Annotated in this window: 26 protein-coding genes; 6 read left to right on the forward strand and 20 right to left on the reverse strand. The window is 68.3% G+C overall.

The window, feature by feature from the left end; all coding sequences use genetic code 11:
• Positions 1-81: 81 nt before the first annotated feature.
• Genes mnmA through cysE form a run of 5 tightly spaced genes read right to left on the reverse strand, consistent with a single transcriptional unit; the run spans position 82 to position 4,382 of the window.
• On the reverse strand, positions 82-1,131 hold the full coding sequence (mnmA, locus tag GSQ76_RS08270; protein ID WP_158743431.1) for a tRNA 2-thiouridine(34) synthase MnmA: 1,050 nt from the start codon (positions 1,129-1,131) through the stop codon (positions 82-84).
• A 5-nt stretch (positions 1,132-1,136) separates the two neighbouring features.
• Positions 1,137-1,466: a ferredoxin family 2Fe-2S iron-sulfur cluster binding protein gene (locus GSQ76_RS08275; protein WP_158743432.1), complete on the reverse strand. Its 330-nt coding sequence runs from the start codon at positions 1,464-1,466 to the stop codon at positions 1,137-1,139.
• A 2-nt stretch (positions 1,467-1,468) separates the two neighbouring features.
• Positions 1,469-2,611: a cysteine desulfurase family protein gene (locus GSQ76_RS08280; RefSeq protein WP_158743433.1), complete on the reverse strand. Its 1,143-nt coding sequence runs from the start codon at positions 2,609-2,611 to the stop codon at positions 1,469-1,471.
• Positions 2,611-3,777: an aminotransferase class V-fold PLP-dependent enzyme gene (locus GSQ76_RS08285; protein ID WP_158743434.1), complete on the reverse strand. Its 1,167-nt coding sequence runs from the start codon at positions 3,775-3,777 to the stop codon at positions 2,611-2,613. Before GSQ76_RS08285 ends, GSQ76_RS08280 begins: the two co-directional genes overlap by 1 nt.
• Positions 3,678-4,382, reverse strand: a complete 705-nt coding sequence (gene cysE / locus GSQ76_RS08290; protein WP_158743435.1) for a serine O-acetyltransferase — start codon at positions 4,380-4,382, stop codon at positions 3,678-3,680. Before cysE ends, GSQ76_RS08285 begins: the two co-directional genes overlap by 100 nt.
• Before the next feature lie 277 nt (positions 4,383-4,659).
• On the opposite strand from cysE, the gene GSQ76_RS08295 reads away from it, so the two are divergent.
• Complete coding sequence (locus GSQ76_RS08295) at positions 4,660-5,325, forward strand: alpha/beta hydrolase (protein WP_158743436.1); 666 nt, start codon at positions 4,660-4,662, stop codon at positions 5,323-5,325.
• A gap of 70 nt (positions 5,326-5,395) precedes the next feature.
• Here the strand turns inward: GSQ76_RS08295 and GSQ76_RS08300 are convergent, their stop codons facing one another.
• Complete coding sequence (locus tag GSQ76_RS08300; RefSeq protein ID WP_158743437.1) at positions 5,396-6,274, reverse strand: hypothetical protein; 879 nt, start codon at positions 6,272-6,274, stop codon at positions 5,396-5,398.
• A 122-nt stretch (positions 6,275-6,396) separates the two neighbouring features.
• On the opposite strand from GSQ76_RS08300, the gene tyrS reads away from it, so the two are divergent.
• A complete protein-coding gene (gene tyrS, locus GSQ76_RS08305; RefSeq protein ID WP_158743438.1) occupies positions 6,397-7,647 on the forward strand; it encodes a tyrosine--tRNA ligase in 1,251 nt (416 codons plus the stop codon).
• A gap of 68 nt (positions 7,648-7,715) precedes the next feature.
• Positions 7,716-7,976, forward strand: coding sequence for a GlsB/YeaQ/YmgE family stress response membrane protein (locus GSQ76_RS08310; RefSeq protein ID WP_158743439.1), 261 nt, complete (start codon positions 7,716-7,718; stop codon positions 7,974-7,976).
• A 93-nt stretch (positions 7,977-8,069) separates the two neighbouring features.
• On the opposite strand, the gene GSQ76_RS08315 is transcribed toward GSQ76_RS08310, so the two are convergent.
• Positions 8,070-8,882, reverse strand: coding sequence for an NAD kinase (locus tag GSQ76_RS08315; RefSeq protein WP_158743440.1), 813 nt, complete (start codon positions 8,880-8,882; stop codon positions 8,070-8,072).
• A gap of 7 nt (positions 8,883-8,889) precedes the next feature.
• Positions 8,890-9,267, reverse strand: coding sequence for a hypothetical protein (locus GSQ76_RS08320; protein WP_158743441.1), 378 nt, complete (start codon positions 9,265-9,267; stop codon positions 8,890-8,892).
• A gap of 98 nt (positions 9,268-9,365) precedes the next feature.
• Here GSQ76_RS08320 and GSQ76_RS08325 point away from each other — a divergent pair, with 98 nt between their 5' ends.
• Both GSQ76_RS08325 and GSQ76_RS08330 read left to right on the forward strand, forming a co-directional pair.
• Entirely contained in the window at positions 9,366-10,481 is a 1,116-nt protein-coding gene (locus GSQ76_RS08325) for a 2-aminoethylphosphonate--pyruvate transaminase (RefSeq protein WP_158743442.1), read from the forward strand.
• The gene (locus tag GSQ76_RS08330; protein WP_158743463.1) at positions 10,481-12,145 is read left to right on the forward strand and encodes a formate--tetrahydrofolate ligase; all 1,665 of its coding nucleotides are present in this window, start codon (positions 10,481-10,483) and stop codon (positions 12,143-12,145) included. The genes GSQ76_RS08325 and GSQ76_RS08330 overlap by 1 nt, the downstream gene beginning before the upstream one ends.
• Positions 12,146-12,486: 341 nt before the next feature.
• Here GSQ76_RS08330 and GSQ76_RS08335 read toward each other — a convergent pair whose 3' ends face one another.
• The 4 genes from GSQ76_RS08335 to GSQ76_RS08350 all read right to left on the reverse strand — a co-directional run bounded on the left by GSQ76_RS08335 (position 12,487) and on the right by GSQ76_RS08350 (position 16,243).
• Positions 12,487-13,185, reverse strand: a complete 699-nt coding sequence (locus GSQ76_RS08335) for a hypothetical protein (protein WP_158743443.1) — start codon at positions 13,183-13,185, stop codon at positions 12,487-12,489.
• Between the two features lie 142 nt (positions 13,186-13,327).
• On the reverse strand, positions 13,328-14,461 hold the full coding sequence (locus GSQ76_RS08340) for an OpgC domain-containing protein (protein ID WP_158743444.1): 1,134 nt from the start codon (positions 14,459-14,461) through the stop codon (positions 13,328-13,330).
• 100 nt (positions 14,462-14,561) lie between these two features.
• Positions 14,562-15,329: an AAA family ATPase gene (locus GSQ76_RS08345; protein ID WP_158743445.1), complete on the reverse strand. Its 768-nt coding sequence runs from the start codon at positions 15,327-15,329 to the stop codon at positions 14,562-14,564.
• On the reverse strand, positions 15,326-16,243 hold the full coding sequence (locus GSQ76_RS08350) for a GTP-binding protein (protein ID WP_158743446.1): 918 nt from the start codon (positions 16,241-16,243) through the stop codon (positions 15,326-15,328). Before GSQ76_RS08350 ends, GSQ76_RS08345 begins: the two co-directional genes overlap by 4 nt.
• Before the next feature lie 37 nt (positions 16,244-16,280).
• Between GSQ76_RS08350 and GSQ76_RS08355 the strand changes: the two genes are divergently transcribed.
• Entirely contained in the window at positions 16,281-17,009 is a 729-nt protein-coding gene (locus GSQ76_RS08355) for a haloacid dehalogenase type II (RefSeq protein ID WP_254070302.1), read from the forward strand.
• A 58-nt stretch (positions 17,010-17,067) separates the two neighbouring features.
• Here GSQ76_RS08355 and lexA read toward each other — a convergent pair whose 3' ends face one another.
• From lexA to GSQ76_RS08395, 8 genes are all read right to left on the reverse strand, one after another.
• The gene (gene lexA, locus GSQ76_RS08360) at positions 17,068-17,769 is read right to left on the reverse strand and encodes a transcriptional repressor LexA (RefSeq protein WP_158743447.1); all 702 of its coding nucleotides are present in this window, start codon (positions 17,767-17,769) and stop codon (positions 17,068-17,070) included.
• A 111-nt stretch (positions 17,770-17,880) separates the two neighbouring features.
• A complete protein-coding gene (glp, locus tag GSQ76_RS08365; protein WP_158743448.1) occupies positions 17,881-19,086 on the reverse strand; it encodes a gephyrin-like molybdotransferase Glp in 1,206 nt (401 codons plus the stop codon).
• Between the two features lie 10 nt (positions 19,087-19,096).
• Entirely contained in the window at positions 19,097-19,564 is a 468-nt protein-coding gene (moaC, locus tag GSQ76_RS08370; protein ID WP_174247309.1) for a cyclic pyranopterin monophosphate synthase MoaC, read from the reverse strand.
• Positions 19,561-20,376, reverse strand: a complete 816-nt coding sequence (gene trpC / locus GSQ76_RS08375) for an indole-3-glycerol phosphate synthase TrpC (RefSeq protein WP_158743449.1) — start codon at positions 20,374-20,376, stop codon at positions 19,561-19,563. Before trpC ends, moaC begins: the two co-directional genes overlap by 4 nt.
• 12 nt (positions 20,377-20,388) lie before the next feature.
• Positions 20,389-21,399, reverse strand: coding sequence for an anthranilate phosphoribosyltransferase (gene trpD / locus GSQ76_RS08380; protein ID WP_158743450.1), 1,011 nt, complete (start codon positions 21,397-21,399; stop codon positions 20,389-20,391).
• A 12-nt stretch (positions 21,400-21,411) separates the two neighbouring features.
• Positions 21,412-22,008, reverse strand: a complete 597-nt coding sequence (locus GSQ76_RS08385) for an aminodeoxychorismate/anthranilate synthase component II (RefSeq protein WP_158743451.1) — start codon at positions 22,006-22,008, stop codon at positions 21,412-21,414.
• Between the two features lie 87 nt (positions 22,009-22,095).
• Positions 22,096-23,334 (reverse strand): phosphoglycerate dehydrogenase, encoded by a 1,239-nt coding sequence (gene serA / locus GSQ76_RS08390; RefSeq protein WP_158743452.1) that lies wholly within the window; start codon positions 23,332-23,334, stop codon positions 22,096-22,098.
• Positions 23,335-23,399: 65 nt separating this feature from the next.
• Positions 23,400-24,518, reverse strand: a 1,119-nt coding sequence (locus GSQ76_RS08395) for a GNAT family N-acetyltransferase (RefSeq protein ID WP_158743453.1), incomplete at its 5' end; no start/stop codon positions are given.

Here is a 24,518-nt window from a genome sequence, read left to right on the forward strand (position 1 = left end):
GAGGACAGTCGTCCTCTTCACACCTGGGAATTAGGGGTAAAGGGGATGACTATCCCCTTTCGGGTGCAGGGCAGAGCCCTGCTAGATGGCGCGGGCTTCGATGAAGCCGCCGCCTAAGATGCGATCACCTTGGTAGAATACGCAGCCCTGGCCTGGCGCGGGCAGTGCCGGCTCGTCCAGCAGGACGGACCCGTCGGCCATGACGCTGGCGGGGTGCAGTTCGTCGCGGGCGCGCAGTTTGACGGCGCAGCGCAGGACCTCGGGCGGGTCGATCAGCCAGTTTACGTCGCGGAGCTGCAGGTGCCGGGTGCCGGTGCCGCGGGGGCCGACGATGACGCGGCGGCGGGGGGCATCCAGTGCCACGACGACCTGGCCCATGTTGCTGGCGGCGCCCAGGCGCTTGGCCTGGCCGACGGTGTAGCGGCCGATGCCCTCGTGCTTGCCGAGTACGGCACCGTCAGCGGTGACGATCTCGCCGGGGGCCATGGCGTCGGGGCGTAGCGTGGCCAGGGTCGTGTCGTAACGGCCGGATGGGACGAAGCAGATGTCCTGGCTGTCGGGCTTGGCGGCGACTTCCAAACCCAGGCGGGTGGCCTCCGCACGGACGGCATCCTTGTCCGGCATGTCGCCCAAGGGGAACAGGGAGCGGGCGAGTTGCGCCCTGGTGGTGGCGAACAGGAACCAGCTCTGGTCGCGGCGCAAATCGACGGCGCGGTGGAGTTCCGGGCCGTCCGGGCCGTCGACACGGCGCACATAGTGCCCCGTGGCCATGGCGTCGCAGCCGAGGTCGGCGGAGAGCTGCATGAGGTCGGTGAACTTGACCGTCTGGTTGCAGCGGACGCAGGGCACGGGGGTGCGGCCGGCGGCGTAGCTGTCGGCGAAATCGTCGATCACGGCGGAGCGGAAGCGGGCTTCGGCGTCGATGACGTAATGGGCGATGCCGAGGCGGTCGGCGACCCGGCGGGCGTCGTGGATGTCCTGACCGGCGCAGCACGCGCCCTTGCGGGCCGATGTGGCGCCGTGGTCGTAGAGCTGCAGGGTGGCGCCGATCACCTCGTGCCCGGCCTGGTGCAGCAACCCGGCGACGACGCTGCTATCCACGCCGCCGGACATCGCGGCGAGGACGCGCATCCGTATTACCCCGCTGCGTTTCGGGTGGAGGCCGGGAGGCGCACCACCAGGCCATCGAGCGCCTCGGTCATCACCAATTGGCAGCCGAGGCGGGAGGTCTTTTCCAGGCCGAAGGCAAGGTCGAGCATGTCTTCCTCGTCTTCCGTCGGGGAGGCGAGCTTGGGGAACCACGCCGGGTCGACGATGACGTGGCAGGTGGAGCAGGCGAGCGAGCCTTCGCAGGCGCCCTCGATATCGACGCCGTGTTTGTGCGCGACCTCGAGCACCGACAGGCCCAGCGGGGCGCTGACTTCGCGACGGGTGCCGTCACGCTCGACGAAGGTCATCTTTGGCATGGTCAGGCCTCGACAGGTTCGGACACGGCGGACAACGCCGAAATGGCGAAGTCTATATCGGCGGGGGAGGTAAAGCGTCCTAGCCCGACACGCAAGCTTCGTGCGGCGGCCGCGGGGTCCAGCCCCATGGCGGCGAGCACGTAGGAGGGGGCGATTTCGGCGGAGGAGCAGGCGGAGCCGGTGGAAACGTAGAGGTCCGGCGCGGCGCGCATGGCGGCGAGGGCGTCGCGGTGCGGCAGGGTGATGTTGAGGTTGCCGGGTAGGCGGCGGACCATGCTGCCGTTGATCCGCAGGCCGGGGAGACGGTCGCGGAGGCCGGCGAGCAGGCGGTCGCGGAGGCTGGCGAGGCGCGCGGACTCGGACTGCAATTCCAGCCCGGCGATGCGGCAGGCTTCGCCGAAGCCGACGATGAGCGGGGTTGGCAGGGTGCCGGAGCGGAGCCCCCTCTCCTGCCCGCCGCCGGAGAACAAGGGCAGCAGGCGGGCACGGGGGCGGCGGCGGACGTAGAGGGCGCCGACGCCCTTTGGGCCGTAGAGCTTGTGGGCGCTGAAGGAGGCGAGATCGATGCCGGCGACGTCGAAGGGGATTTTGCCGAGAGCCTGCGCGGCGTCGGTGTGGAACAGCGCGCCGGCCTGGTGGGCCAGGGCGGCGAGGGTTGGCAGGTCCTGCAGGACCCCGGTCTCGTTGTTGGCCGCCATGACGCTGACGAGCAGGGTAGGTTCGGACAGGGCGGAGTGGAGGATCGCCGGGTCTAGCAGGCCGTCGGGGCCGACGGGGAGATGGAGCGGGTCGAAGCCTTCGGCGCGTAGGTCGGCCACGCTGTCCAGGACGCATTTGTGTTCGGTCGCGACGGTGATGACCCGGCGGCGCTCGCTGCCTTGGGTGGCGGCGTAGCGGGCGGCGCCCTTGATGGCGATGTTGTTCGCCTCGGTGGCGCCGGAGGTGAAGACGATTTCGCGGGGGTCGGCGGCGATGAGGGCGGCGAGTTGAGCGCGGGCGGTTTCGACGGCGTGCTCGGATTCCTGGCCCATGGCGTGTTCGGCGCTGTGAGCGTTGCCGAAGCGCTCGGTGAAGAAGGGGAGCATGGCGTCGACCACGCGGGGGTCGCAGGGGGTGGTGGCCTGGTTGTCGAGATAGACGCGCATCAGGCGGCACGCCGGGTAACGCGGGCGGTCATGGCGGCGTAGGCGGTGGCGAAGGCGGCGACATCGGCCTGGGTGGCGTTCCAGGGGAGCGACACGCGGATCGCCTCGCCGGCCAGGGCGCCGAGGCCCATCGCTTCCAGCACGTGGCTGCGGGCGACCTTGCCGGAGGAACAGGCGGAGCCGGCGGAGACCTGGATGCCGGCGATGTCCAGGGCGATGAGTTGGGTCTGCGCTGCCACGCCGGGCAAGGCGACGCAGATGGTGTTGGCGAGACGGTTGTCGCCGCCCAGGACGATGCCGCCGCAGGCGATGGCAGCCTGCTCCGCGACCTGGCGCAAGGGGAGCAGGTCGGGCGCTGGTTCGGCGATGGCAGCGGCGAAGCCGGCGATGATGGGGATTGCTGGCGTGCCGCCGCGGCGGCCGCGTTCCTGGCCGCCCCCGACGATGAGCGACGGGCCGTCCCAATCGGCTGCCAGCACCAGGGCGCCGGCGCCAGCGGGGCCGCCGAGTTTGTGAGAGGAGATGGCGAGGCTGTCGGCGCCCAGCGTGCGCAGATCGACTGCCATGCGGCCGGCGGCCTGCACGGCATCGACATGCAGGCGGGCGCCGTGGCGGCGGCATAGCGCCGCGGCTTCGGCGACGGGCTGGATGGTGCCGGTTTCGTTATTCGCGGCCATGAGGCAGACCAGTGCGGGGGAGCCGGATAGCGCGGTTTCCAATGCGGTGAGGTCCAGGACGCCGTTGGCATCGACGGGCAGGATCTCGGCGTCGGCGCGGGCGGCGCGGACGGCATCGTGCTCGGTGGCGCCGATCAGCAGGCGGCGGTTGTGGCCCAGCGCGTGGATAGCGAGCGCGTCCGATTCCGTGCCGCCGGAGGTGAAGACGATCTCCCCGCCGAGGCGCCGGGCGATCGCGTCGCGTGAATCCTCCAGTATCCGACGCGCGGCGCGGCCGGCGGTGTGGACGCTGGAGGGATTGCCCACGCCGTCCAATGCCGCGAGGAGTGCCGCCCGGGCTGCGGGGCGCAGTGGCTCGGTCGCGTTGGCGTCCAGGTAGACCGTGGCGGTTACTCCGCAGCCTTGGCGGGGTGGGGCTGATTGCGGACCATCTCGGCCACACGCTCCTCCACCGCCAGCAGCTCGGCCCGCAGGGTTTCGATCTGGCACATCAGCGGGTCGGGCGAACCGTCGCAGGGTGTGCCGTAGGCGAGGAAGCGTGGCGCGGGCATTGGCTTGGTGCGGTCGCGTTCGGCCGGGTTGCGCTCGACCGGGCGGGCGGGGATGCCGACGACGGTCTGGCCGGGTTCTACATCGGCCACCACGACGGCATTGGCGCCGACGCGGGCGCCGTCGCCGACCACGATGTTGCCGAGAATCTTGGCGCCGGCGCCGAGAATGACGTTGCGGCCGACCGTCGGGTGGCGCTTGCCCTTCTCGGTGCTTGCGGTGCCGAGGGTGACCTGGTGGTAGAGGTAGGCGTCGTCGCCGAGGATCGCGGTTTCGCCGATGACCACGCCCATCCCGTGGTCGATCACGACGCGGCGGCCGAGTTGGGCGCCGGGGTGGATCTCGATCCCGGTGAGGAAGCGGCCCATGTGGGAGACCATCCTGCCGAGCAGGAAAAACTTGCGGACCCACAAACCGTGCGCCAGGCGGTGCAGGGTGATGGCGTGGAGGCCGGGGTAGCACAGCAGCACTTCCAGCTTGGAGCGGGCCGCCGGGTCGCGCTGATGGTAGGCGTCGACCATCTCGCGCAAAAACATGAATGGCATGCGTCAATTCCGTTATGAAAGCGCGGTTGCACTCTCTATATATCTGCTCGGCGCCCGGGTTGAAGGCCCGCCCTGGGTGTAGCTGGCGGACGGGTCAAGACACATCCGGAACGAAGCCGGCTTGTAGGGATTGCCGGAGGGCGGGGCGAGCCTCTGCCGGGAATAATATGGGGTGCGGTCCGTCGGGGTGGGGCATCGCCTGGATGGGCATTATCGCAGATCGAAGCATTTTTTCCACGCCATGCCTGGCTGTGGGTTCAGGAATTATCGGTACACCATGCCAGAGGTGATGTTCGCCGGCCCCGACGGCCGGCTCGAGGGCCGTTACCATCATAGCAAGGACACAGGTGCCCCGCTTGCCCTCGTCTTGCATCCGCACCCGATGCATGGCGGGACGATGAACAACCGCATCACGTTCACCATGTATCAGAGCTTCCAGAAGCTCGGCTTCTCCGTCATGCGGTTCAACTTCCGCGGTGTGGGCCGCAGCCAGGGCCGCTACGATGGTGGCATTGGCGAGATTAGCGATGCCGCGGCGGCGCTGGACTGGATGCAGATGGTCAATCCGTCTTCGAAGGGGTTGTGGATCGCCGGGTATTCGTTTGGCGCGTTCGTGGGCATGCAGCTGTTGATGCGCCGGCCGGAAATTTCGGGCTGGATCAGCGTGGCGCCGCCGGCCAGCCATTACGATTTCGGCTTCCTGGCCCCCTGCCCCTGTGGCGGCCTGCTGATCCATGGCGATTCGGACGAGCTAGTGCCCGAGCCTTCGGTTCGCAAGCTGGTCGACAAGTTGAACACCCAGAAGGGCGTGCAGGTCGATTACCGGGTCTATCCGGGTGCGGACCACGTGTTTGCCAACCATGCCGAGCAGGTGGGTGAAGCGCTGGAAGACCATGTGGGCCTGATGCAGGCGCGCCGGGCGATGGCGCTCGCCGCCGATTAGGCTGGCGATGTAGACACAAAAAAGGGGCGGCCATCGTGGCCGCCCCTTTTTCTATTTCGAGCTCGGCCGGCTAGCGGGCGAACCAGTCGGCGATGGGGCGGACGGAGTCCATCGTCTTGGCGCCCCAGGCGACCTCGGCCCGGGCCTTGCGGACGGCGCGAATGTAGTCCGCACCCTGCAGGTTGGTGGAGCGAAGCATCTCTTGCGCGCTGGAGACCAGGCGATCGATGCGCTGGAAGACGACGCGGCCGATGTCGGACACGCCCAGCTTCTCGATCCGAACGACCTGGAAGCGGGTGGACTCCGTCTTCAGGATGCGGTCGCGGAATTCGGTCCATTCTGGGGCGGCGCCGCCATCGAAGCGGCCGAGATATTCCTGTTCGACCGCGAAGATACGGACCTTCGGGCCCCAGCCGATCGCGGCCTCGATGGCGGCGATGGCGGATTCGACGGAGTCGGTGGCGGTGGTGACGGGCACCACGACGCCCATCGTCTCCCCCCCATCCGGGAAGATCGGGCGCGGCTCGTCATCCAGGATGCGGCAGATTTCGGCGAAGATGTTGGCGCCGAGGTCGACTGCCATGCCGCCGGCACCCAGGGCGAACAGCAGATCGTCCCATGCTGTGGCGTTGGGATCGTGCGCCAGTTCGCGGCTGGCCTCGAACGCGTGGGCGTTGCGGGCGTCGTAATGGGTCATGCTGCCCAGGCCGTCTTCCTTGCGGAAAATGTTGGCCAGGCGCGGCTGCCGATCATATTCGCGCACTGCGACAGAGCGCATCAGCATCGGATAACGGTCCAGCAGGCTGACCAGCACGGCGTTGGCGGTGGTCGTCTTGCCGCTGGACTTGTCGTTGGCAAAAACGAGCGTCTTGCGCGTCGTCGTTGGACCGGCGGATGCCGGCGCCGTCGTCGTTGGGGCGTCGGGGGCTGCGTCGTCCGGCGGGGCCATTCGCGAATCCTGTTCGAGAGCGTGTTTATCTGGTCGGTTTCTAGCACAGGACGATACGATATCCAGTGCGCGGGACGCCGGGTCATGCTAGCCCGCCACTCCCACCGATCGGCGAGCCTTCGATGTCAGTGTCCACCAGCGAATTCCTGCGCGAGGCTGCGGCCCGCGGCTTCGTCCATCAATGCACCGACCTGGCCGCGCTGGACGCGGCGTGCGTGGCCGGGCCGATCGCCGGCTATATCGGGTTCGACTGCACGGCGGACAGCCTGCATGTGGGCCATCTGATGCAGATCATGATTCTGCGGATGATGCAGCGGCACGGCCACCGGCCGATCGCGCTGATGGGCGGCGGCACCTCCCGCATCGGCGACCCGTCGTTCCGGGACGAGGCGCGGGTACTGCTGGATGACGAGCGGATCGCCACCAACATGGCGGGCATCAAGACCTGCATCGAGCCGTTCGTGCGGTTTGGCGAGGGCGCATCCGACGCGCTGATGCTGAACAACGCCACATGGCTGGACAAGCTCGGCTACATCGACCTGCTGCGGGAGGTGGGGCCGCATTTCTCCATCAGCCGCATGTTGTCGTTCGACAGCGTCCGCACCCGGCTGGAACGGGAACAGGGGCTGACGTTCCTGGAGTTCAACTACTCCATCCTGCAATCCTACGATTTCCGGGAGCTGCTGCGCCGCCATGGCTGCGTGCTGCAGATTGGCGGGTCGGACCAGTGGGGCAACATCGTGTCCGGTGTGGAACTGGTGCGGCGTACGGACGCCAAGAGCGTGTACGGGCTGACCACGCCGCTGATCACCACCGCATCCGGCGTCAAGATGGGCAAGACGGCCGGGGGGGCGGTGTGGCTGTCGGGCGCGCGGCTGGCGCCCTACGATTACTGGCAGTTCTGGCGCAACACGGAAGACGCCGATGTCGGGCGCTTCCTGCGGTTGTTCACCGATCTGCCGATGGAGGAGATCGACCGCCTCGCCGCGCTGGGCGGGGCGGAGATCAACGAGGCGAAGAAGGTGCTGGCGACCGAGGCGGCCGCCCTGGTGCATGGCCGCAACGCCGCCGAGCAGGCTGCGGCCACCGCGCGTTCCACGTTCGAGACGGGTGCGGTGTCCGAAACGCTGCCGACGTACGAGATCGCGGCCGACGATCTGGCGCGCGGCATCGCGGTGTTCCGCCTGCTGGTCGATAGCGGGCTGGCCACCAGCCTGGGCGAGGCGCGGCGGTTGATCCGCGGCGGGGGCGCCCGGGTGAACGATGTGGTGGTGCCCGATGAGGCGGGGATCGTCACCGCGGCGGACCTGCGGGACGGCGCGATGAAGCTGTCGTCGGGGCGCAAGCAACACCGACTGATCAAAACGACATAGCGCAGCGACAGGCCGGAACTCGCGAGGGCGTGGTGGCTTTAGACACCATCATTTGAAGGGGGATTCCGGTGAGCATCATCGGTTGGATCGTATTCGGGATCATTGCGGGCTTCATTGCCAGCAAGATCGTGAACAAGCAGGGCGAAGGCATCGTTCTGGACTGCATCCTTGGCATCGTGGGTGCGGTGGTCGGCGGGTATCTGGTGTCGTTCTTCACGGGCGCGCCATGGGAGAGCGGGTTCAATATACCCAGCATGATCGTGGCCATTGTCGGCGCGATTATCGTGCTGGCGCTGTATCACGCTGTGTTCCGGCGGCGCTCCTACTAGCTTCAGGCTGCCCTTCTCCAGACAGGGGAAGGGCAGTGCCGGGGGCTTTGCCCCAAGCCCTTCCAAAGGACGGCCGTCCTTTGGAACCTGATGTTAGACGGTGAATTGCTCGGCTATGATTCGCTCGGACAGCGGGATGTCTGGGTCGAACAGGACGATCCAGGACATGGTGCGGTCCTCGCTGACCGCTACCGAGGCAACGTTGCGGACCTCGAATGCGTCCGCAACCGCGGCGACCGGCCGCTTCTCCGGTTCCAATACCTCGAATAAGACGTCCGCCGTGCTGGGGAGCAGCGCGCCGCGCCAGCGCCTGGGGCGAAAGGCGCTGATGGGCGTCAGCGGCAACAGATTGGCTGAGAGCGGGACGATCGGGCCGTGCGCGGACAGATTGTAGGCGGTCGATCCGGCGGGTGTGGCAACCAGGACGCCGTCGCAAATCAACTCTGGCACTCGCACACGGCCGTCGACAGAAATGCGAATTTTTGCGGCCTGGCGCAGTTGGCGCAGCAGGCTCACCTCGTTCAGCGCCACGGCTTCCTCGACCGCGCCGGTCTGGGTGACGGCGTGCATGCGCAGCGGGTGCAGCACGGCAGCTTGGGCGTCGGCTAGGCGGCGGGGGAGATCGTCTTCCTTGAACGGATTCATCATGAACCCGACGGAGCCGCAATTCATACCAAAGATCGGAACGTGCCGCCCGGTCACGTCATGCATGGTTTCGAGCAGATGGCCGTCACCACCCAGCGCCACGATGACCTGGGCGTCGGCCATGGCGGCGTTGCCGTAGAGTTCAATCAGGCGGTCTTTCGCCTCGCAGGCGGTGGTGGATCGGGCGGCGACGAAGGCGATGCGCGTGATCGGCTCGGACGGCATACCCGGGGCCGGCCCCGCCACGATCGTCGCGCTCATGCCATCGTCAGCTCTGGTCGAAACGAGGTTCGGCGCGGGTCTGGCGCGGGGGCGGCACGCGGCGGCCCGGCGATGGCGGCGGCCGGTCTGGCTCGGCCATGCGTGGGGGGATCGGGGGGCGGGACGATGGCTCCCGCCAGCTACGGCGGTCGTCCAGTTCGGGCTCGTATTCGGTGCGGCCGGGCTCCGGCAGCCGGAGGGCCAGCATGCGGATTTCGCGGTGAATTTCGTCGAGCCTGGCTTCGACGCCGTCCAGCCGGCCCTTCAATCCGAAGACGTTGAACGGCATGAGCAGGAAGGCGAGCAGGAACAGGACGCCCACCACGATGATGACGAATCCCACCCATGGTGGCGCCCAGTCCGGCAGGGTAAACGGCAACTGCATGGCGGGATGTTAGCCGAGGCATGGCGCGCCCGCTAGCTACCGCTTGATCTCTGGCGGCAAACAGGCGAGGGCTTGGCGGTAAAACGAGAGGGGATGTCATGAAGCTGTTGATCCCGGGGCCTGTCTCCACCCAAGCCGCCGTTCGCGCTGCCGCGGCGCTGGATTACGCCCCCTGGGATAACGATTTCCGCCCGCTGAACGTCGATATCCGCGCCCGCGTGCTGGGCGTGGCGGGCACGGATGACACGATGCACGCCACGCTGCCGCTGCAGGGTTGTGGCCATTTCGCGATGGAGGCGGCGTTGCGCACGTTCGTGCCGCATGGCGGCCGCATCCTGATCCCGGCGACCGGCGCCTATGCGGACCGGGCGATCCGCCTGGCGCGGGAGATCGGGTGCGACGTGGCCACCCTGCCCGTCGGCGAAACCGAGCGGGCCGACCCGGCGGCGTTGGAGGCGGCGTTGCTGGCCGATCCGACGATCAGCCACGCCGTGCTGGTGTATAGCGAGACGGGCAGCGGCATCATCCACGACGTCCCTGCCCTGGCGCAGGCCGCGGCACGGGCCGGGCGCCGGGTGATCGTGGATGCGGTGTCCGCCTTCGGTGCGCTGCCGTTGAGTCTGCGGGATCTGCCGATGGTCGACGGGGTGGTGTTCACCGCCAATAAATGCCTCGAGGGCCTGCCGGGGCTGGCCTTCGTCATCGGCCATATCGGGCGGCTGGTGGAATGCCAGGGCCGCGCCGGAAGCTGGTCGTTCGACCTGGCGGATATCTATCAACATGCGTTGCGGGTCGGCTGGGGCAGCTTCCGCTTCACCCCGCCGGCGCAGGTGATGGCGGCGTTCCAAGTGGCCTTGGATCTGTATCAGGCGGAGGGCGGGCAGCCTGCCCGGCTGGCGCGCTACACGGAGAATATGGGCATCCTGTATGACGGCATGCGCGCGCTGGGGCTGCGCCCGTATTTGCCGGAGGCGATGCAGGGGCCGATCGTGGTGAACATTCACGCGCCGGAGCACGCGGCCTGGTCGCTGCAGGGGTTCGTTGACGGGGTGAAGTCTCGCGGCTTCGTCGTCAGTAATTTCTACAACACCAAACAACCGTCCTTCCGGGTTGGCTGTATCGGGGCGATCAGCCCGGCGGACATGCGGGACGCCGTGGCGGCGATGGGCGCAACCCTGGCCGAGATGGGGATCGGCCAGGCGAAGGCCGCGTGATGCGCAGCGACATCGAAATCGCCGACTCGGCGACGCTTCGCCCGATTGCCGACATCGCGGCCGAATTGAAGATCCCGGGCGACGCGCTGGAGCCCTACGGCCGCTACAAGGCGAAAGTGGGCTACGACTTCATCCGCGGCGTGGAAGACCGGCCCGATGGTGCGCTGGTGCTGGTGACGGGGATTAGCCCGACGCCGGCCGGCGAGGGCAAGACCACCACCACGATCGGGTTGGGGGACGCGCTGCGGCGGATCGGCCGGCGGGCCGCGATCTGTTTGCGGGAGCCGTCGTTGGGCCCGTGTTTCGGCGTGAAGGGCGGGGCGACGGGCGGGGGCATGGCGCAGGTGGCGCCGATGGCGGAGATCAACCTGCACTTCACGGGGGACTTCCACGCCATCACCTCGGCCAACAACCTGCTGTCGGCGATGATCGACAACCATCTGTATTGGGGCAACGAACTGGGGATCGACGCGCGCCGGGTGAGTTGGCGGCGGGCACTGGACATGAACGATCGTGCCCTGCGGGACATGGTGGTCGGGCTGGGCGGCGCGACGAACGGGGCGCCGCGGCAGGACGGATTCGACATCACGGTGGCGTCGGAGGTGATGGCGGTGTTCTGCCTGGCGCGCGACCTGGACGATCTGCGCGAGCGATTGGGGCGCATGATCGTGGCGCCCGGCCGCGACGGCTCGGCAGTGACGGCGCGGGATTTGAAGGCGGATGGAGCGATGGCGGCGCTGTTGCGCGATGCATTCCAGCCGAACCTGGTGCAGACGTTGGAGGGTTCGCCGGCGCTGATGCATGGGGGGCCGTTCGCCAATATCGCGCATGGCTGCAACTCGGTCATGGCGACACGGCTGGGGCTGAAGCTGGCGGATGTGGTGGTGACGGAGGCGGGATTCGGCGCCGATCTGGGTGGTGAGAAGTTCCTGGACATCAAGTGCCGCAGCGCCGGGCTGCGGCCGGCCTGTACGGTGGTGGTGGCGACGGTGCGGGCCCTCAAGATGCATGGCGGCGTAGCCCGGGCCGATCTGGGGCGGGAGGATTTGGGCGCGGTCCATCGCGGCGTCGCCAACGTGGCGCGGCATGTGGAGAACATGCGCAAGTTCGGCCTGCCCGTGGTGGTGGCGCTGAACCGCTTCACCGGGGACACGCCGGCGGAGTACGACGAAGTTCGCGCCGGGCTGCCGGGCGTGGAGGTGGTGTTGTGCTCCCACTGGGCCGATGGCGGCGCAGGGGCGGAAGATTTGGCGCGTGCGGTGATGCGCCGGGTGGAGGGTTGGACCGGGGATTACCGGCCGCTGTATCCGGATGCGATGGGTCTGGCGGACAAGCTGCGCACCGTCGCGCGTGAAATCTACCGGGCCAGCGACATCAGCCTGGCACCCGCGGTGTCTCGTCGGCTGGCCGCGCTGGAGGCGGCGGGGTTCGGGCACCTGCCGGTGTGTATTGCCAAGACCCAATACAGCTTCACCGCCGACCCGAAAATTATGGGCGCACCGTCCGGCCACACGCTGCCGGTGCGGGAGGTTCGCCTGTCGGCGGGGGCTGGGTTCGTGGTGGCGATCTGCGGCGACATCATGACAATGCCTGGTTTGCCTCGCCGCCCGGCAGCCGAGGGCATCGGGTTGAGCGCAGACGGACGAGTGAGCGGAATGTTCTAGCGCAAGTTCGTGCTGACACGAATTTTGCTCTAACTCTCTATTTTGGCGAGCATTTTTTGCGGCCCGATGACTGGCATTGGGCGCAAAACCGCTCTTGCGTAAGCTACCGAGCCTCGCCGGCTTGCAGCAGCTTTAACAGCGCGTCAGGCAACGGCTCGTGCGCCACGGCGTCGTGTCGCTCTCGCAAACACACTCGAAGCCATTGATCGAAGGCTTGTTGGTCGCGCTGGCGTGGTGCCGGCATCTCTGCCCTCCATGGCTGAGTATCATCCATGCATCGACAAGTGCCTGCAAACCCACCGGTTCCCCGGCGGTGATCACGTTCCGTGTAGCAGTGCTGGCTAGGAGGGTGCGTTCGCGCCGGCGGTGACCATGTGCGCAAGGCTATCGCCGAGGCAGGCGTGCAGGGCCTCGACCGCCTTCAGGCGCTTGCCCTTGGGCGTGCGCTCCAGGTCGATTTGGCCTTCGTTCGCCCAATGTCGCATCAGGTCGAAGCGATGGAACAGCATGACGCCGGGCTGGCCGGCGATTTGCTGCATCGCTTGCTCGAACGGGGCGATGTCGACATTGGCGTGCAGGAAGCGGCTGAATTGCGGGTCGACCAGGATCAGGTCGGCACCGGCTTGTGAGATGGCGGCCGCACCGTCGGACAGGGTTTGGTAGAAAGCGGAGGCGGGAACGTTGCGCACTGCTTCCACCGTGCCGGTCTGCCATATCACGAGTTGGTAGTGATGGGCGGCCAGTTCGGTATGTAGGATTTCGAGCATTTCGGCTGCGGTCATGCCGCGGCCGCCCTTCACCACGACCGAGACGGTGGCGCCCGGCGTGGCCTCCCGCAAGGCCGAGGCCATTTTCAAGGGGAACGCCGCATCGGACGCACTCGGCGCGGGGGCAGCGCGCGGTGTCGAGCCGAGGCCCAAGGCCATGCTGGTGACACCGCCGGACTGCAAGGACTCGACGGGGCTGAAGACGGTGGCGGACCCGATTGTCAGTACATTCAGCGTGCCGCCGGGCTTGAGGTTGGCAGCCACTTGCTTCATCGCCGACACATCCGAGGTCAAGTCGGCGGGGGCGGCGCAGATATCGTCGGCCAACGCCTGATGCACGGATCCAAGCAACAAAATTGTCGCAAGAGCCGTCCAGCGTCTAACAATATGGCCATTCATCACGGATGAATCGATATCAGGGCGTGACACCCCCGGCAAGGCGCTGCGGGGCTGGACGACCCTTCTCACGGTAATAAGCCGCCAGTGCGCCGACTGCGATGAGCAGGATGGCGCCGATGATGTTGACGGGGATCTGCGCCCACCAGCCATCCGCCTCCTCCAGCACGAGCCGGCCGAGGAAAGATAGGAAGATGCCGGCACAGAACACCGGCAGCGAGTGCTGGCCGCAGAGCACGAATGGGGCGGCCCAGCGGGAGGAAATCCATCGCGCGCTCGCCGGCACCCAGCGCGAGACGATCCAGGCCAGCGCCAGGATGGACATCAGGCGGAATGGGTGAAGGCCGCCCTTGTCGACTGCCATCAGCGATCGGGCGATACGGGCCGGCAGATGTGCGGCAAGTTCCGGATGTTCCCACAGGCCGAATTGCATGAACAGGCCGAAGACGACGATGCCGGCGCTGAGCCAATCCATCAGCAACGTGACGGCGCGGCTAGGCTGTTCGGGTGGCAGATAGGCCATGATCGCGCCCAGCATGAACAATAGCTGCCATGCCAGCGGGTTGAAGTACCAGCCGTCCCCGGTGATGGAGGGCAGGTTGATCCCGGCCAGCCGCGCCGTGGCATAGAGCGCAAAGGACAGCACGGCGAGCAATTGGGGCCAGCGCAGCAGCGGCATCACCACGGCGAACAGCACCAGCAGCGCGATATACATCGGCAGGATGTCGAGATAGGCGGGCTGGAAGTGCAGCATCAGCGCCTCGAGCATGGCGCGATACGGCTCCTCCCCCAGGACATCCAGGTGGATCTCGTCCAGGTAGTCGGCGCGGTCCAACGTGGTGGCGGAGTAGGAGACCTGGGCGGCGAAGACGACGAACAGGAAGATGTGGGCGATATACAGGGTCCAGGCGCGCTTCAGCGTGTCGGATGCGGCGTAGACCCAGCCGTTCCGGTCCATCGATTTGCCGTAGGCGAGACCGGCGCCGTAGCCGGCCAGCAGCACGAAGACCTCCGCAGAGTCGCACATGGCGAAGTTGCGCAGGCTGAACTGGTTGACCCAGTTGGCGGGGATGTGGTCGGTGAAGATCCACCACAAGGCTAGGCCGCGGAAGAAATCCACCCGCATGTCGCGGCCAGCACGTATCAGCCGCATGCTGCGTTTCCCCTCCCCGCTCGCCTTCGACATAAGGGCGCGGGGTAGCAACGCGCAAGCCGCGCCACGGGCGCAAGGTGGCCTGGTTACAAAACGCTGGTCAGGAGGTCAGCAGGGCTGCCAGCCGTTCGACGTCCTGGGCGGCCGGGGTGTTGGGGTGGCGCACCTGCAGCAGGATCTGCCGGCGGATGGCGTCGCGCACGTGGTCGTCCTTGCGGATGATGCCGGCCAGAGGCGGTTTGCGGCCCAGGAACTTGGCGCTGGCCTGGGCGAGCGTGGCGTAAGTGCGTTCGGCCGCGGCCTTGCTGCTGGCCTGGTTGACCACCAGGCGCACGTCGCCGCCGGGGCGGTCGGCATTGGCCAGCTTCAGCACGGCGTAGGCGTCGGTCAGGCTCGTTGGTTCCTCGGTTGCGACGACGAGGAGCGTGTCGGATACGGCGGCCATGCGGCGAACCGAGCGGTCGAGGCCGGCGCCCAGGTCCAGCACGATGTCGCTGACGGAGGTTTCCGCGGCCAAGGCCGCCAGCACGCGGTCGAGGATTTGCGGGTCCATGGTGGATAGCGCGCCGGAGCCGGAGCGGCCGGCGAGCACGGTAAAGCCGCCCGCCGGATAGGCCACGGCGGTGTCGGCGATGCTGCGGCGGCCGGCGATCACCGCCGTCAGGTCGTGCTCGGGCATGATGCCCAATTGGATGTCGATGTTGGCCAGGCCCAGATCGCCGTCGAACAGCATGACGCGGCGGCCAGCCTGCACCAGGGCACGCGACAGGGTGACGGACAGCCAGGTCTTGCCGACGCCACCCTTGCCGGACGCGATGGCGATTAGCCGGGGGCGGCGGAGGGGTGGGGTCGCGATGGATGCGCTCATGCCTGCAACTCCGCGGACAACGCTCGTGATCGGGTGGCGCCGGTGTGCGACAGGCGGTTGGCGAGCATCGCGGCGGTCAATGCCTCCAGCCCGTCGGCGGCGCCGGGGCCGGTGCCGGCCTCCGTCATGGTGAGTTTGCCGGCGTCGGCCGCCGCCAGCAGGCCGCCGAGGCGGCGGGCCATGTCCAGGCGCGTGCCGACCAGCATGGTGGCGCCGGCGGAGGCGAAGGCGGAGGCGAGATCGGCGGATTCCGCGGCGTCCAGCCCGGCGGGAAGCACCAGCGCGGTGGCGGCGTTGGCGGTGCAGGCGAGGCCCGCCACTTCGTCGTTCTGCGCCTGGTCGAACGGGTCGGTGCCGGGCGCGTCGATCAGCACGGGGGCGCCGGGTTGGCGGCGTGTGAGGGCACGGGAGAGCGTGGCGGGGTGGCTGGCGACGATCAGGGTCAATCCTAGCAAACGAGTGAAGGCGGCGAGCTGTTCGGTGGCGCCGGCGCGTCGACCGTCGGTGGTGATGATGAGCGGCTGGACCCCGGCCATGACCAGGCGGGTGGCAAGCCGGGCAACGGTGAGGGTCTTGCCGGCGCCGGGTGGACCGGCCAGCAGCAATGGCTGGGGTGAGTCGCCGGTGAAGTCGAACTCACCGAAGCGCAGCACACGGCCGAGGGTGGATTCTAGTTTTCCCACGGCGAGCTTGTCCGCCAGGCGGGCGGGCACGCCGTGCCAGGCAAGCATCCGCTCGCGCTCGGGGTCGGGTAATGGGACGGGCGGCTCGTCATCCGGCTCGAGCACCGCGGTGAGTTCGACGCCGTCGGCGACCCGGCGGGTGCCGAGAATGAGTGCGTCGGCGCCAAGCTCCGCGCGAACGCGGGCCATGGCTTCTGTCACGCCCGCAGCACGATAGAGCTTCAACCGCATGGCCGGACCCTAGGTGGGGGGTGTTGCCAGAGAGTTAATGAGGCGTATCGTCGCTGGCATGAGCGATCTGCGGGCTATCGTTTTCGACACGTTCGGCACCGTCGTGGACTGGCGAACCAGCCTGATTACGGAGTTGACCGCGTTTGGCGCGAGCCGGGGCATCCAGGCGGATTGGGCGGCGCTGGTGGATGACTGGCGCGGGGCGTATGCGCCGTCGATGGCCCGGGTGCGCAAGGGTGACCTGCCCTGGACCAAGCTCGACGATCTGCATCGCGGCTCGTTGGACCAGTTGGTGGCGCAGCACGGCATCGTAGGGCTGAGCGAGGCGGACCTGGTTCACATCAATCTCGGCTGGCACCGGCTGCACGCCTGGCCGGATTCGGTTCCGGGCATGGTGCGGCTGCACCAGAGGTTCATCACCGGGCCGCTATCGAACGGGAACGTGTCGCTGCTGCTGGATCTGGCGCGGTTCAACGGCCTGCCGTGGGGGATGATCTTCGGTTCCGATATCTACCGGCACTTCAAGCCGGATCCAGAAACCTATCTCGGCGCGTGCGCGCTGCTGTCGTTGGAGCCGGACCAGGTGATGCTGTGCGCGGCGCATAACGCGGACCTGGCGGCGGCGCAGAGCCACGGCATGCAAACGGCGTTCGTGCCGCGGCCGACGGAATATGGACCTCGGCAGGTCAAGGACACGAAAGCCACCGGCAACTGGGATTATGTCGTGACGGGGATCGACGATTTGGCGACGAAACTGGGGGTTTGATGCGGCAGGGCGCTGCCCTGCACCCGGAAGGGGATAGCCATCCCCTTCGACCCCTTGGTTAATAGCGGCGTAGGAGGCCTACCAAGCGCCCTTGGACCTTTACGCGGTCGGCGGGGAAGATGCGGACCTCATATTTGGCGTTCGCGGGCTCCAGCACGATCGTGCTGCCGCGGCGGCGCAGGCGCTTCAGCGTCACTTCGCTGTCATCGACCATGGCCACGACGATCTGCCCGTTCTCCGCCGTTTCGCCCTTGCGGATGATGACGGTGTCGGTGTCAAGAATCCCAGCCTCGATCATGGAATCGCCGGCGACCTCTAGGGCGTAATGCTCACCGCTGCCGAGCATGGCCAATGGCACCTCGATCTGGGTGCCGCCGTCGCGCAGTGCCTCGATCGGTTGGCCGGCGGCGATGCGGCCGTAGAGCGGCAACTGCACCGCGGCGGCATCCCCGGCGGCCCGCACCCCGGCGAGCCGATTGGCGCCGAAATCGCCGCGGATGACGTTGGGCGCGAAAGTCGCTACGGCCTGCGCGGGCTCGATCGATTTGTCTGGCACGCGGACCACTTCTAGCGCGCGAGCCCGGTGGTGGTGGCGGCGGAGGAAACCCCGCTCCTCCAGCGCCGAGATCAGGCGGTGAATACCGGATTTGGAGCGCAGGCTGAGCGCATCCTTCATTTCCTCGAACGAGGGAGAAAATCCGGTAGTGCGCAAATGATGGTCGATAAAGAGCAGTAATTCATGCTGTTTGCGCGTCAACATCGCAGGACTCCCGCGGAACAAATCGGCAACCGTTTCGATGTTCTATATTGGTTCCTCGCGCCTCGTCAAGCGAGACCGAATCTCGTTTAAGCGGGCGAGTTCCAGCAGGATTCAGAGACCCAGACTGTCCAGCCGGATCACTTCCACCTCGGCGCCTTCCGGCAGGGCCGGGGCGTTGGGGGCGCGGAGCACCAGGCCGTCGGCGCGTGCGAGCAGGCTGAGCATGCCGGAATCCTGGCGGGGGAATGGGGTGGCGACCAACAGGCCGCCGGGCGCCATCGTGAGGGTCGCGCGGAGATGGTCGGCGCGGCGGTCGTTCGCCGGCACGGGCACGCCCAGCACGGCGCGTTCGGTTCGCGGGGCGGCGGCGGGCAGGCCGCCCAGGACGTCGAGCGAGGGGAGCAGGAACAGGGCGGCGCAGATGAGGGCGGACACCGGGTTGCCCGGGAGGCCAAGGACGGGGGTGTTGGCGACACGGCCGGCGATCAGCGGCTTGCCGGGGCGCATGGCGATCTTCCAGAAGTCGAGTTGGAAGCCACGCTCGGCCAAGGCGGCCTGGACCAGATCGTGCTCGCCGACACTGGCGCCGCCGGTCGTCACCAGCATGTCGATGCCGCCGAGGCTGTCGACCGTCGCGGCGATGGCGGCCTGGTCATCGGGGACCACTGGCAGGATGACCGGCACGCCGCCGCCGGCGCGCACGAGGGCGGCGATGGCGTGGGAGTTGGAACTGACGATGCCGCCGGGCACGATCGGCTCGCCCGGCATGGCGATCTCGTCCCCCGTGGCGAGGATGGCGATGCGGGGGCGGTGGTGGACGACAAGCCAGGGATGGTTGGCGGCGGCGGCCAGGCCGATGTCGCGGGCGCCGAGGCGGCGGCCGGGCTGCAACAGCGCGTCGCCGGCGGAAAAATCCTGGCCGGCGCGGCGGATGTGTTTGCCTTTGGTGCAGGCCTCGCGCACCAGCACGTCGTCACCCTCGCGGGTCGCGTCTTCCTGCAGCAGGATGCAGTCGGCACCGTGGGGCACGACGCTGCCGGTGAAGAGGCGCACGGCCTCCCCGGGGCCGACCTCGCCGTCGAAGGGGTGGCCGGCGGGCGCGGCACCGATGACGCGCAACCTTGCATCCAATACGCCGTCGGCTGCCCGCAACGCGTAGCCGTCCATGGCGGATACGTCGGCGGGGGGCTGAGTCAATCGCGCCAGAACCGGGCGGGCCAGGACGCGGCCCCAGCCCTCGGCCAGCGCGACGGTTTCGGTGGGCGTGGCGCGCAGTGGTTCCAGGATCCGGGCGCGGGCTTCGGCGACGCTCAACATGGGAGGGAGATCATGGCTGGGTGAACTCGCCGGACTTGCCGCCGTCCTTGTGGACGACGCGCAATGCCTCGATCCGCATGCCGCGGTCCATGGCCTTGCACATGTCGTAGACCGTGAGCGCGGCGACGCTGGCGGCGGTCAGCGCCTCCATCTCTACGCCGGTGCGGCCGGTGGTGCGGACGGTGGCCTCGATCTCGACAGCGCCGTCGCCGGGCTGGAGGTCGAGCGTGACGGCGGAGATGGGGAGCGGATGGCAGAGGGGGATGAGGTCGGCGGTGCGCTTGGCAGCCATGATGCCGGCGAGGCGGGCGGTGCCGAGGACGTCGCCCTTCTTGGCGTCGCCGGCGGCGACGATGGCGAGCGTTTCGGGCAGCATCACGACGCGGGCGCGGGCGGTGGCGGTGCGGGCGGTTTCGGGTTTGGCGGAGACGTCCACCATCACGGCACGGCCGGCGGCGTCGAAATGGGTGAGGCTCATTGGGCGGCGCAGGTGCCGAGCAGGGCGTGCACGGCCTGCCCTATGTCGGCCTGGCGCAACAGGCTTTCGCCGACCAGCAGGCATTGGGCGCCGACTTCGCCCAGGCGGTGCACGTCGTGGTGGTCGCGGATGCCGCTCTCGGTGATCAGCAAGCGGTCGGGCGGAACGAAGGGGGCGAGGTCGATCGTGGTTTGCAGGTCGGTCCGCATGGTTTTGAGGTTGCGGTTGTTGACGCCGATCAGCGGGGTTTGCAGGCCCAGGGCGCGGTCCAGTTCGGCCTGGTCATGCACCTCCACCAGGACGTCCATCTCGAGGCTGCGGGCGATGCCCTCCATCTCGATGGCCATGGCGTTGGTGACGGCGGCCATGATGATCAGGACGCAATCGGCACCCATCGCCCGGCTTTCATAGATCTGCCAGGGGTCGACCATGAAGTCCTTGCGCAGCACCGGCAGCCTGGTGGCGGCGCGGGCGGTCTTCAAGTGGGCGATCTCGCCCTGGAAATAGGGCGCGTTGGTGAGCACGGAGAGGCAGGTGGCGCCGGCGTGTTCGTAGGCTTGGGCGATGGCCGCCGGGTCGAAATCGGGTCGGATAAGGCCGGCGGAGGGGGAGGCCTTCTTGACCTCCGCGATCAGCCCGCAGCGGCCGGAGGCAACGGCTTCTTTCAGGGCGTTGGCGAAGCCGCGGGGTGAGCCGGCGTCGGTGATCTTTCGGCGCAGGGTCTCGATCGGGTAGGCGACCCTTCGCTCCGCCACCTCCCGCATCATGTCGCTGCAAATGCGAGCGAGCACATCCGGCATTGCCTGGTCCATCGCCGTCTTCTCCTACGCCGTCGCCTGCCGCAGCCGAGCCAGGGAGGCCAGGGCGGCCCCGCCGTCGAGTGCCGCCGCAGCCTGCGCCGCGCCATCCATCAAACCATCCGCACGTCCCGCGACGACAAGGGCCGCCGCGCTGTTCAGCACGACGGTGTCGCGGTAGGCGCCGGGTGCCCCTTGCAACAACGCAATCAACGCCGCCGCGTTTTCCGGCGCCTCGCCACCGCGGATCGCGGCGACGGGGGAGCGGGGGAGCCCGGCCTCCTCAGGCGTGACGATCCGCTCGGCGATAGCGCCATCGGCGAGCGTGACGACGCGGTTCTCGCCGGCAGTGGTCAGTTCATCGAGGCCGTGGCCGTGGACCAGCCAGGCATGGGTGGTGCCGAGGGCGGAGAGGGTTTCGGCCATCGGGCGGGCCCATGCCGGGTCGAACACGCCGGTGAGTTGGCGGGTGACCTGGCCGGGATTGGCGAGCGGGCCGAGCAGATTGAAGATGGTGCGGGTGCCGAGTTCGACGCGGGGACCGGCGGCGTGGCGCAGAGCGGAATGGTGGCGCGGGGCGAACAGAAACGCGCAACCGGCCTGGGCCAAAACGGCGGGCAAGCGGTCCAGTGCGACGTCCACATTCACGCCCAGCGCGGTCAGCACGTCGGCGGCGCCGCTGCGCGATGAGAGGGCGCGGTTGCCGTGTTTGGCCACTGGCACCCCTGCCCCGGCCAGCACGAAGGCGACGGCGGTGGATACGTTCAGCGTGCCGGCGGAGTCACCGCCGGTGCCGCAGACATCGATGGCGTTGGCGGGGACTTCCACGGCCACCATGCGGGCGCGCATGGCGCGGACGGCGCCGACCAGTTCGGCGACGGTTTCGCCGCGCAAGCGCATCATCATCAGCAGGCCGGCGATCTGCGCGGGCGTTGCCTCCCCGGACATGATGAGGCCGAACGCGTCCTCCGCCTCGGCCTCGTTCAGCGTCTCGCCACGGGCCAGCCGGGCGATGACGGGCTTGAGGTTACTGTCCACTCGGGAAAGGCGTCAGGCGGCGCGGCGGGGCGCGTTGGCGCCGCGGGCGATGGCCAGGAAGTTGGCGACGATGTCGTGGCCATGTTCGGAGGCAATGCTCTCCGGGTGAAACTGCACGCCGAAGATCGGCATGGTGCGATGGCGCAGGCCCATCACCAGGCCGTCCTCGGTCCAGGCGGTCGCCTCCAGCACGCCGGGCATGGTGCTGCGCTCGACGATGAGGCTGTGATAGCGGGCGGCGTCGAACGGGCTGGGCAGGCCGGCGAAGATGTCGGTGCCGGCGTGTTCCACGCGGCCGAGTTTGCCGTGCATCGGGGCGGGCGCGCGCTGGACCACGCCGCCGAAGACCTGGCCGATCGCCTGGTGGCCCAGGCAGACGCCCAGCACGGGGATGCGCCCGGCGGCGGCGGCGATCAGGTCGAGGCAGATCCCGGCCTCGTCCGGCGTGCAGGGGCCGGGGGAGAGCACGATCGCCTCGGGCGCCATCGCGATTGCCTGATCGACGCTGAGCGCATCGTTTCGCCACACCTCGCACGCGCCGCCTGCCTCACCGAGCAGGTGGTAGAGGTTGAAGGTGAAGCTGTCGTAGTTGTCGATCAGAAGGATCATGCCGGCTGTATCGCTCGCGTGGCGTCCCAGGGTCAATGTTCCAGGGTCAATGTTCCAGGGTCAATGTCGGGGTCAATGTTGCAGGCGTTACACCCGGCGGATGAGCCGGGCGCGGATAGTGCCGTCCAGGGTGCGGAGTTCGGCCAGGCAGTCGTCGCAGCCCTCGTCGCTGGCGGTTTCCACCACCACGTAGCCGAGGTCGCCGTCGGTCTGCAGATACTGGCCGGAGATATTGACGCCGCGGCTGGAGAACACGCCGTTCACCCGGCCGAGCATGCCGGGAACGTTGTGGTGGATGTGGACGTAGCGAGTGGCTGCGGCACGGCCGGGCAATTGCACCTGGGGGAAGTTTACGGCGCCGAGGGTCGACCCGGCGTCGCTGTAGTCGATCAGCTTGTGGGCGACTTCCTGGCCGATCCGGTCCTGCGCCTCGCTGGTGGAGCCGCCGATGTGGGGGGTGATGATGACGTTGGGCAGGCCCTGCAGCGGGGTGACGAAGGGTTCGGCGGCGCCGGCGGGTTCGACCGGGAAGACGTCGACGGCGGCGCCCAGCAGATGGCCGCTTTTCAGCGCGTCGCGCAGGGCGTCCAGGTCGACCACGGTGCCGCGGCTGTTGTTGATGAGGTAGGCGCCGGGCTTCATCATGGCGATTTCGGCGCGGCCGATCATGCCGGCGGTGGCGGCGGTTTCCGGGACGTGCAGGCTCACCACATCGCTAAGCTGCAGGAGTTCGGCCAGGGAGGTGACCGGTTCGGTGTTGCCGTGGCGCAGTTTGTCGATGACGTCGTAGTAGACGACGCGCATGCCCATCGCCTCGGCCATGGTGGAAAGCTGCGAGCCGATGGAGCCGTAGCCGACGATGCCGAGCGTCTTGCCCCGGACCTCGAAGCTGTTGGCGGCGGATTTGTCCCACTGGCCCTGATGCGCGGCGGCGGAGCGGGGGGTGATGCGCCGCAGCAGCATCACGATCTCCCCAATCACCAATTCGGCGACGCTGCGGGTGTTGGAGAACGGGGCGTTGAAGACGGGGATGCCGCGATTGCGGGCGGCGTCCAATTCCACCTGGTTGGTGCCGACGCTGAAGCAGCCGACCACGATCAGCCGGTTGGCGGCGGCGAACACGTCCTCCGTCAGTTGGGTGCGGGAGCGGATGCCGAGGATGTGGACGCCGTGAAGGGCATCCTTCAGCGCGTCGCCGTCGAGCGCCTTGGTGTGGCGTTCGATCTGGGAGTAGCCGGCGCCGCGTAGCAGGGCGACGGCGCTATCGTTCACCCCCTCCAGCAGGAGGATGCGGATCTTGTCCTTGCTCAGCGAAAAGGCGGCCATCGGTGCACTCGCAGGGTTGCACCGCCGAAGTAGCGACACGCACCCGGCGTCACAAGGTTCGGCAGCTATGCGCTGGGTTGCAGGCGCAGGCGGGCCTCCACCACTTCCGGCTCGTCGGGGACGCGGCGCAGGGTGAAGCCGAGTTGGCGGATGAAGGCGAGCATGGGGCGGTTTTCGGAGAGCACCTGGCCGACGATGGCGGTCATGCCCTGGGATTGGCCCCATTCCACCAGGCGGTGCATCAGGCGGCGGGCGATGCCGCGGCCCTTGAGGTCGGTCTGGACGATGACGGCGAACTCGCCCTCGTCGCGGTCGCGGACCAGGCGGGCGACGCCGGCGGTGTCGCCGTTGGCGCGGACGGCGATGAAAGCCATCTCGCGGTCGTAATCCACCTGGGTCATGCGGACGGTTCGCTCGGGCGATAGTTCGCGCAGGGCGGAGAAGAAGCGGTAGCGAATGTCCTCGGGGCTGATGCGGGTGAAGAAGGCGGTGTGGGCTGCGGCGTCTTCGGGCCGGATGGGGCGGATGGTGAAGATCTCGCCGTCATGGGCGGTCCATTGTTCGGCGAGTTCCGCCGGGTAGGGGGCGATGGATGGGCGGCCAAATTCGCCGGGCGGGCGCAGGGTGAGCGAGGCGGCGCCGGACTGCAGGGCCAGGGCGGCGATTTCCGGCCAATCCAGTATTAATTGGCTGATGCGGACCAGCGTGTCGGCCAGGGCGTTGGCCTGGCCCGGCGACAGAGCGCGAGCGCCGGGCGTATGGGCGACCAGGCCACGGGCCAGAGGCAGGTTGAGGGGCGGCAGGTCGAAGGCGCGGTCGTCCATCCGGCCCTCGCCGACCCCGATCGAGGGACCGAAGAGTGGGTCATCGGCGACCGTGACGGGGATCGGTGGGCCGGCGGAGGCGATGCCGTAGGCGGCGAGGACCCTGCCCGCTTCGGCCTTGGTCAGCGCCGGGCAGTTGTCGGCGCGGGCGGCGGCGATGGCGGCGCGCATCACGTCGCGGTCCGGTTGCACCGCGAGCACGTCGCTGGGGGGCAGTTCCTGCGCGGCGGCGCGGGCGCGGCGGAGTTGCAGCAGGTGGCGGAAGCCCTGGACCGCTTGCTCCGGCGAGGCGAAGGCGGGGATGCCGGCCGCGGCCAGGCGGTGGCGGTGGCCGGCCCCGGTGGTTTCGCCCAGGGCGCA

The sequence above is a fragment of the Acidisphaera sp. L21 genome (assembly GCF_009765685.1).
Taxonomy (GTDB): domain Bacteria; phylum Pseudomonadota; class Alphaproteobacteria; order Acetobacterales; family Acetobacteraceae; genus LMUY01.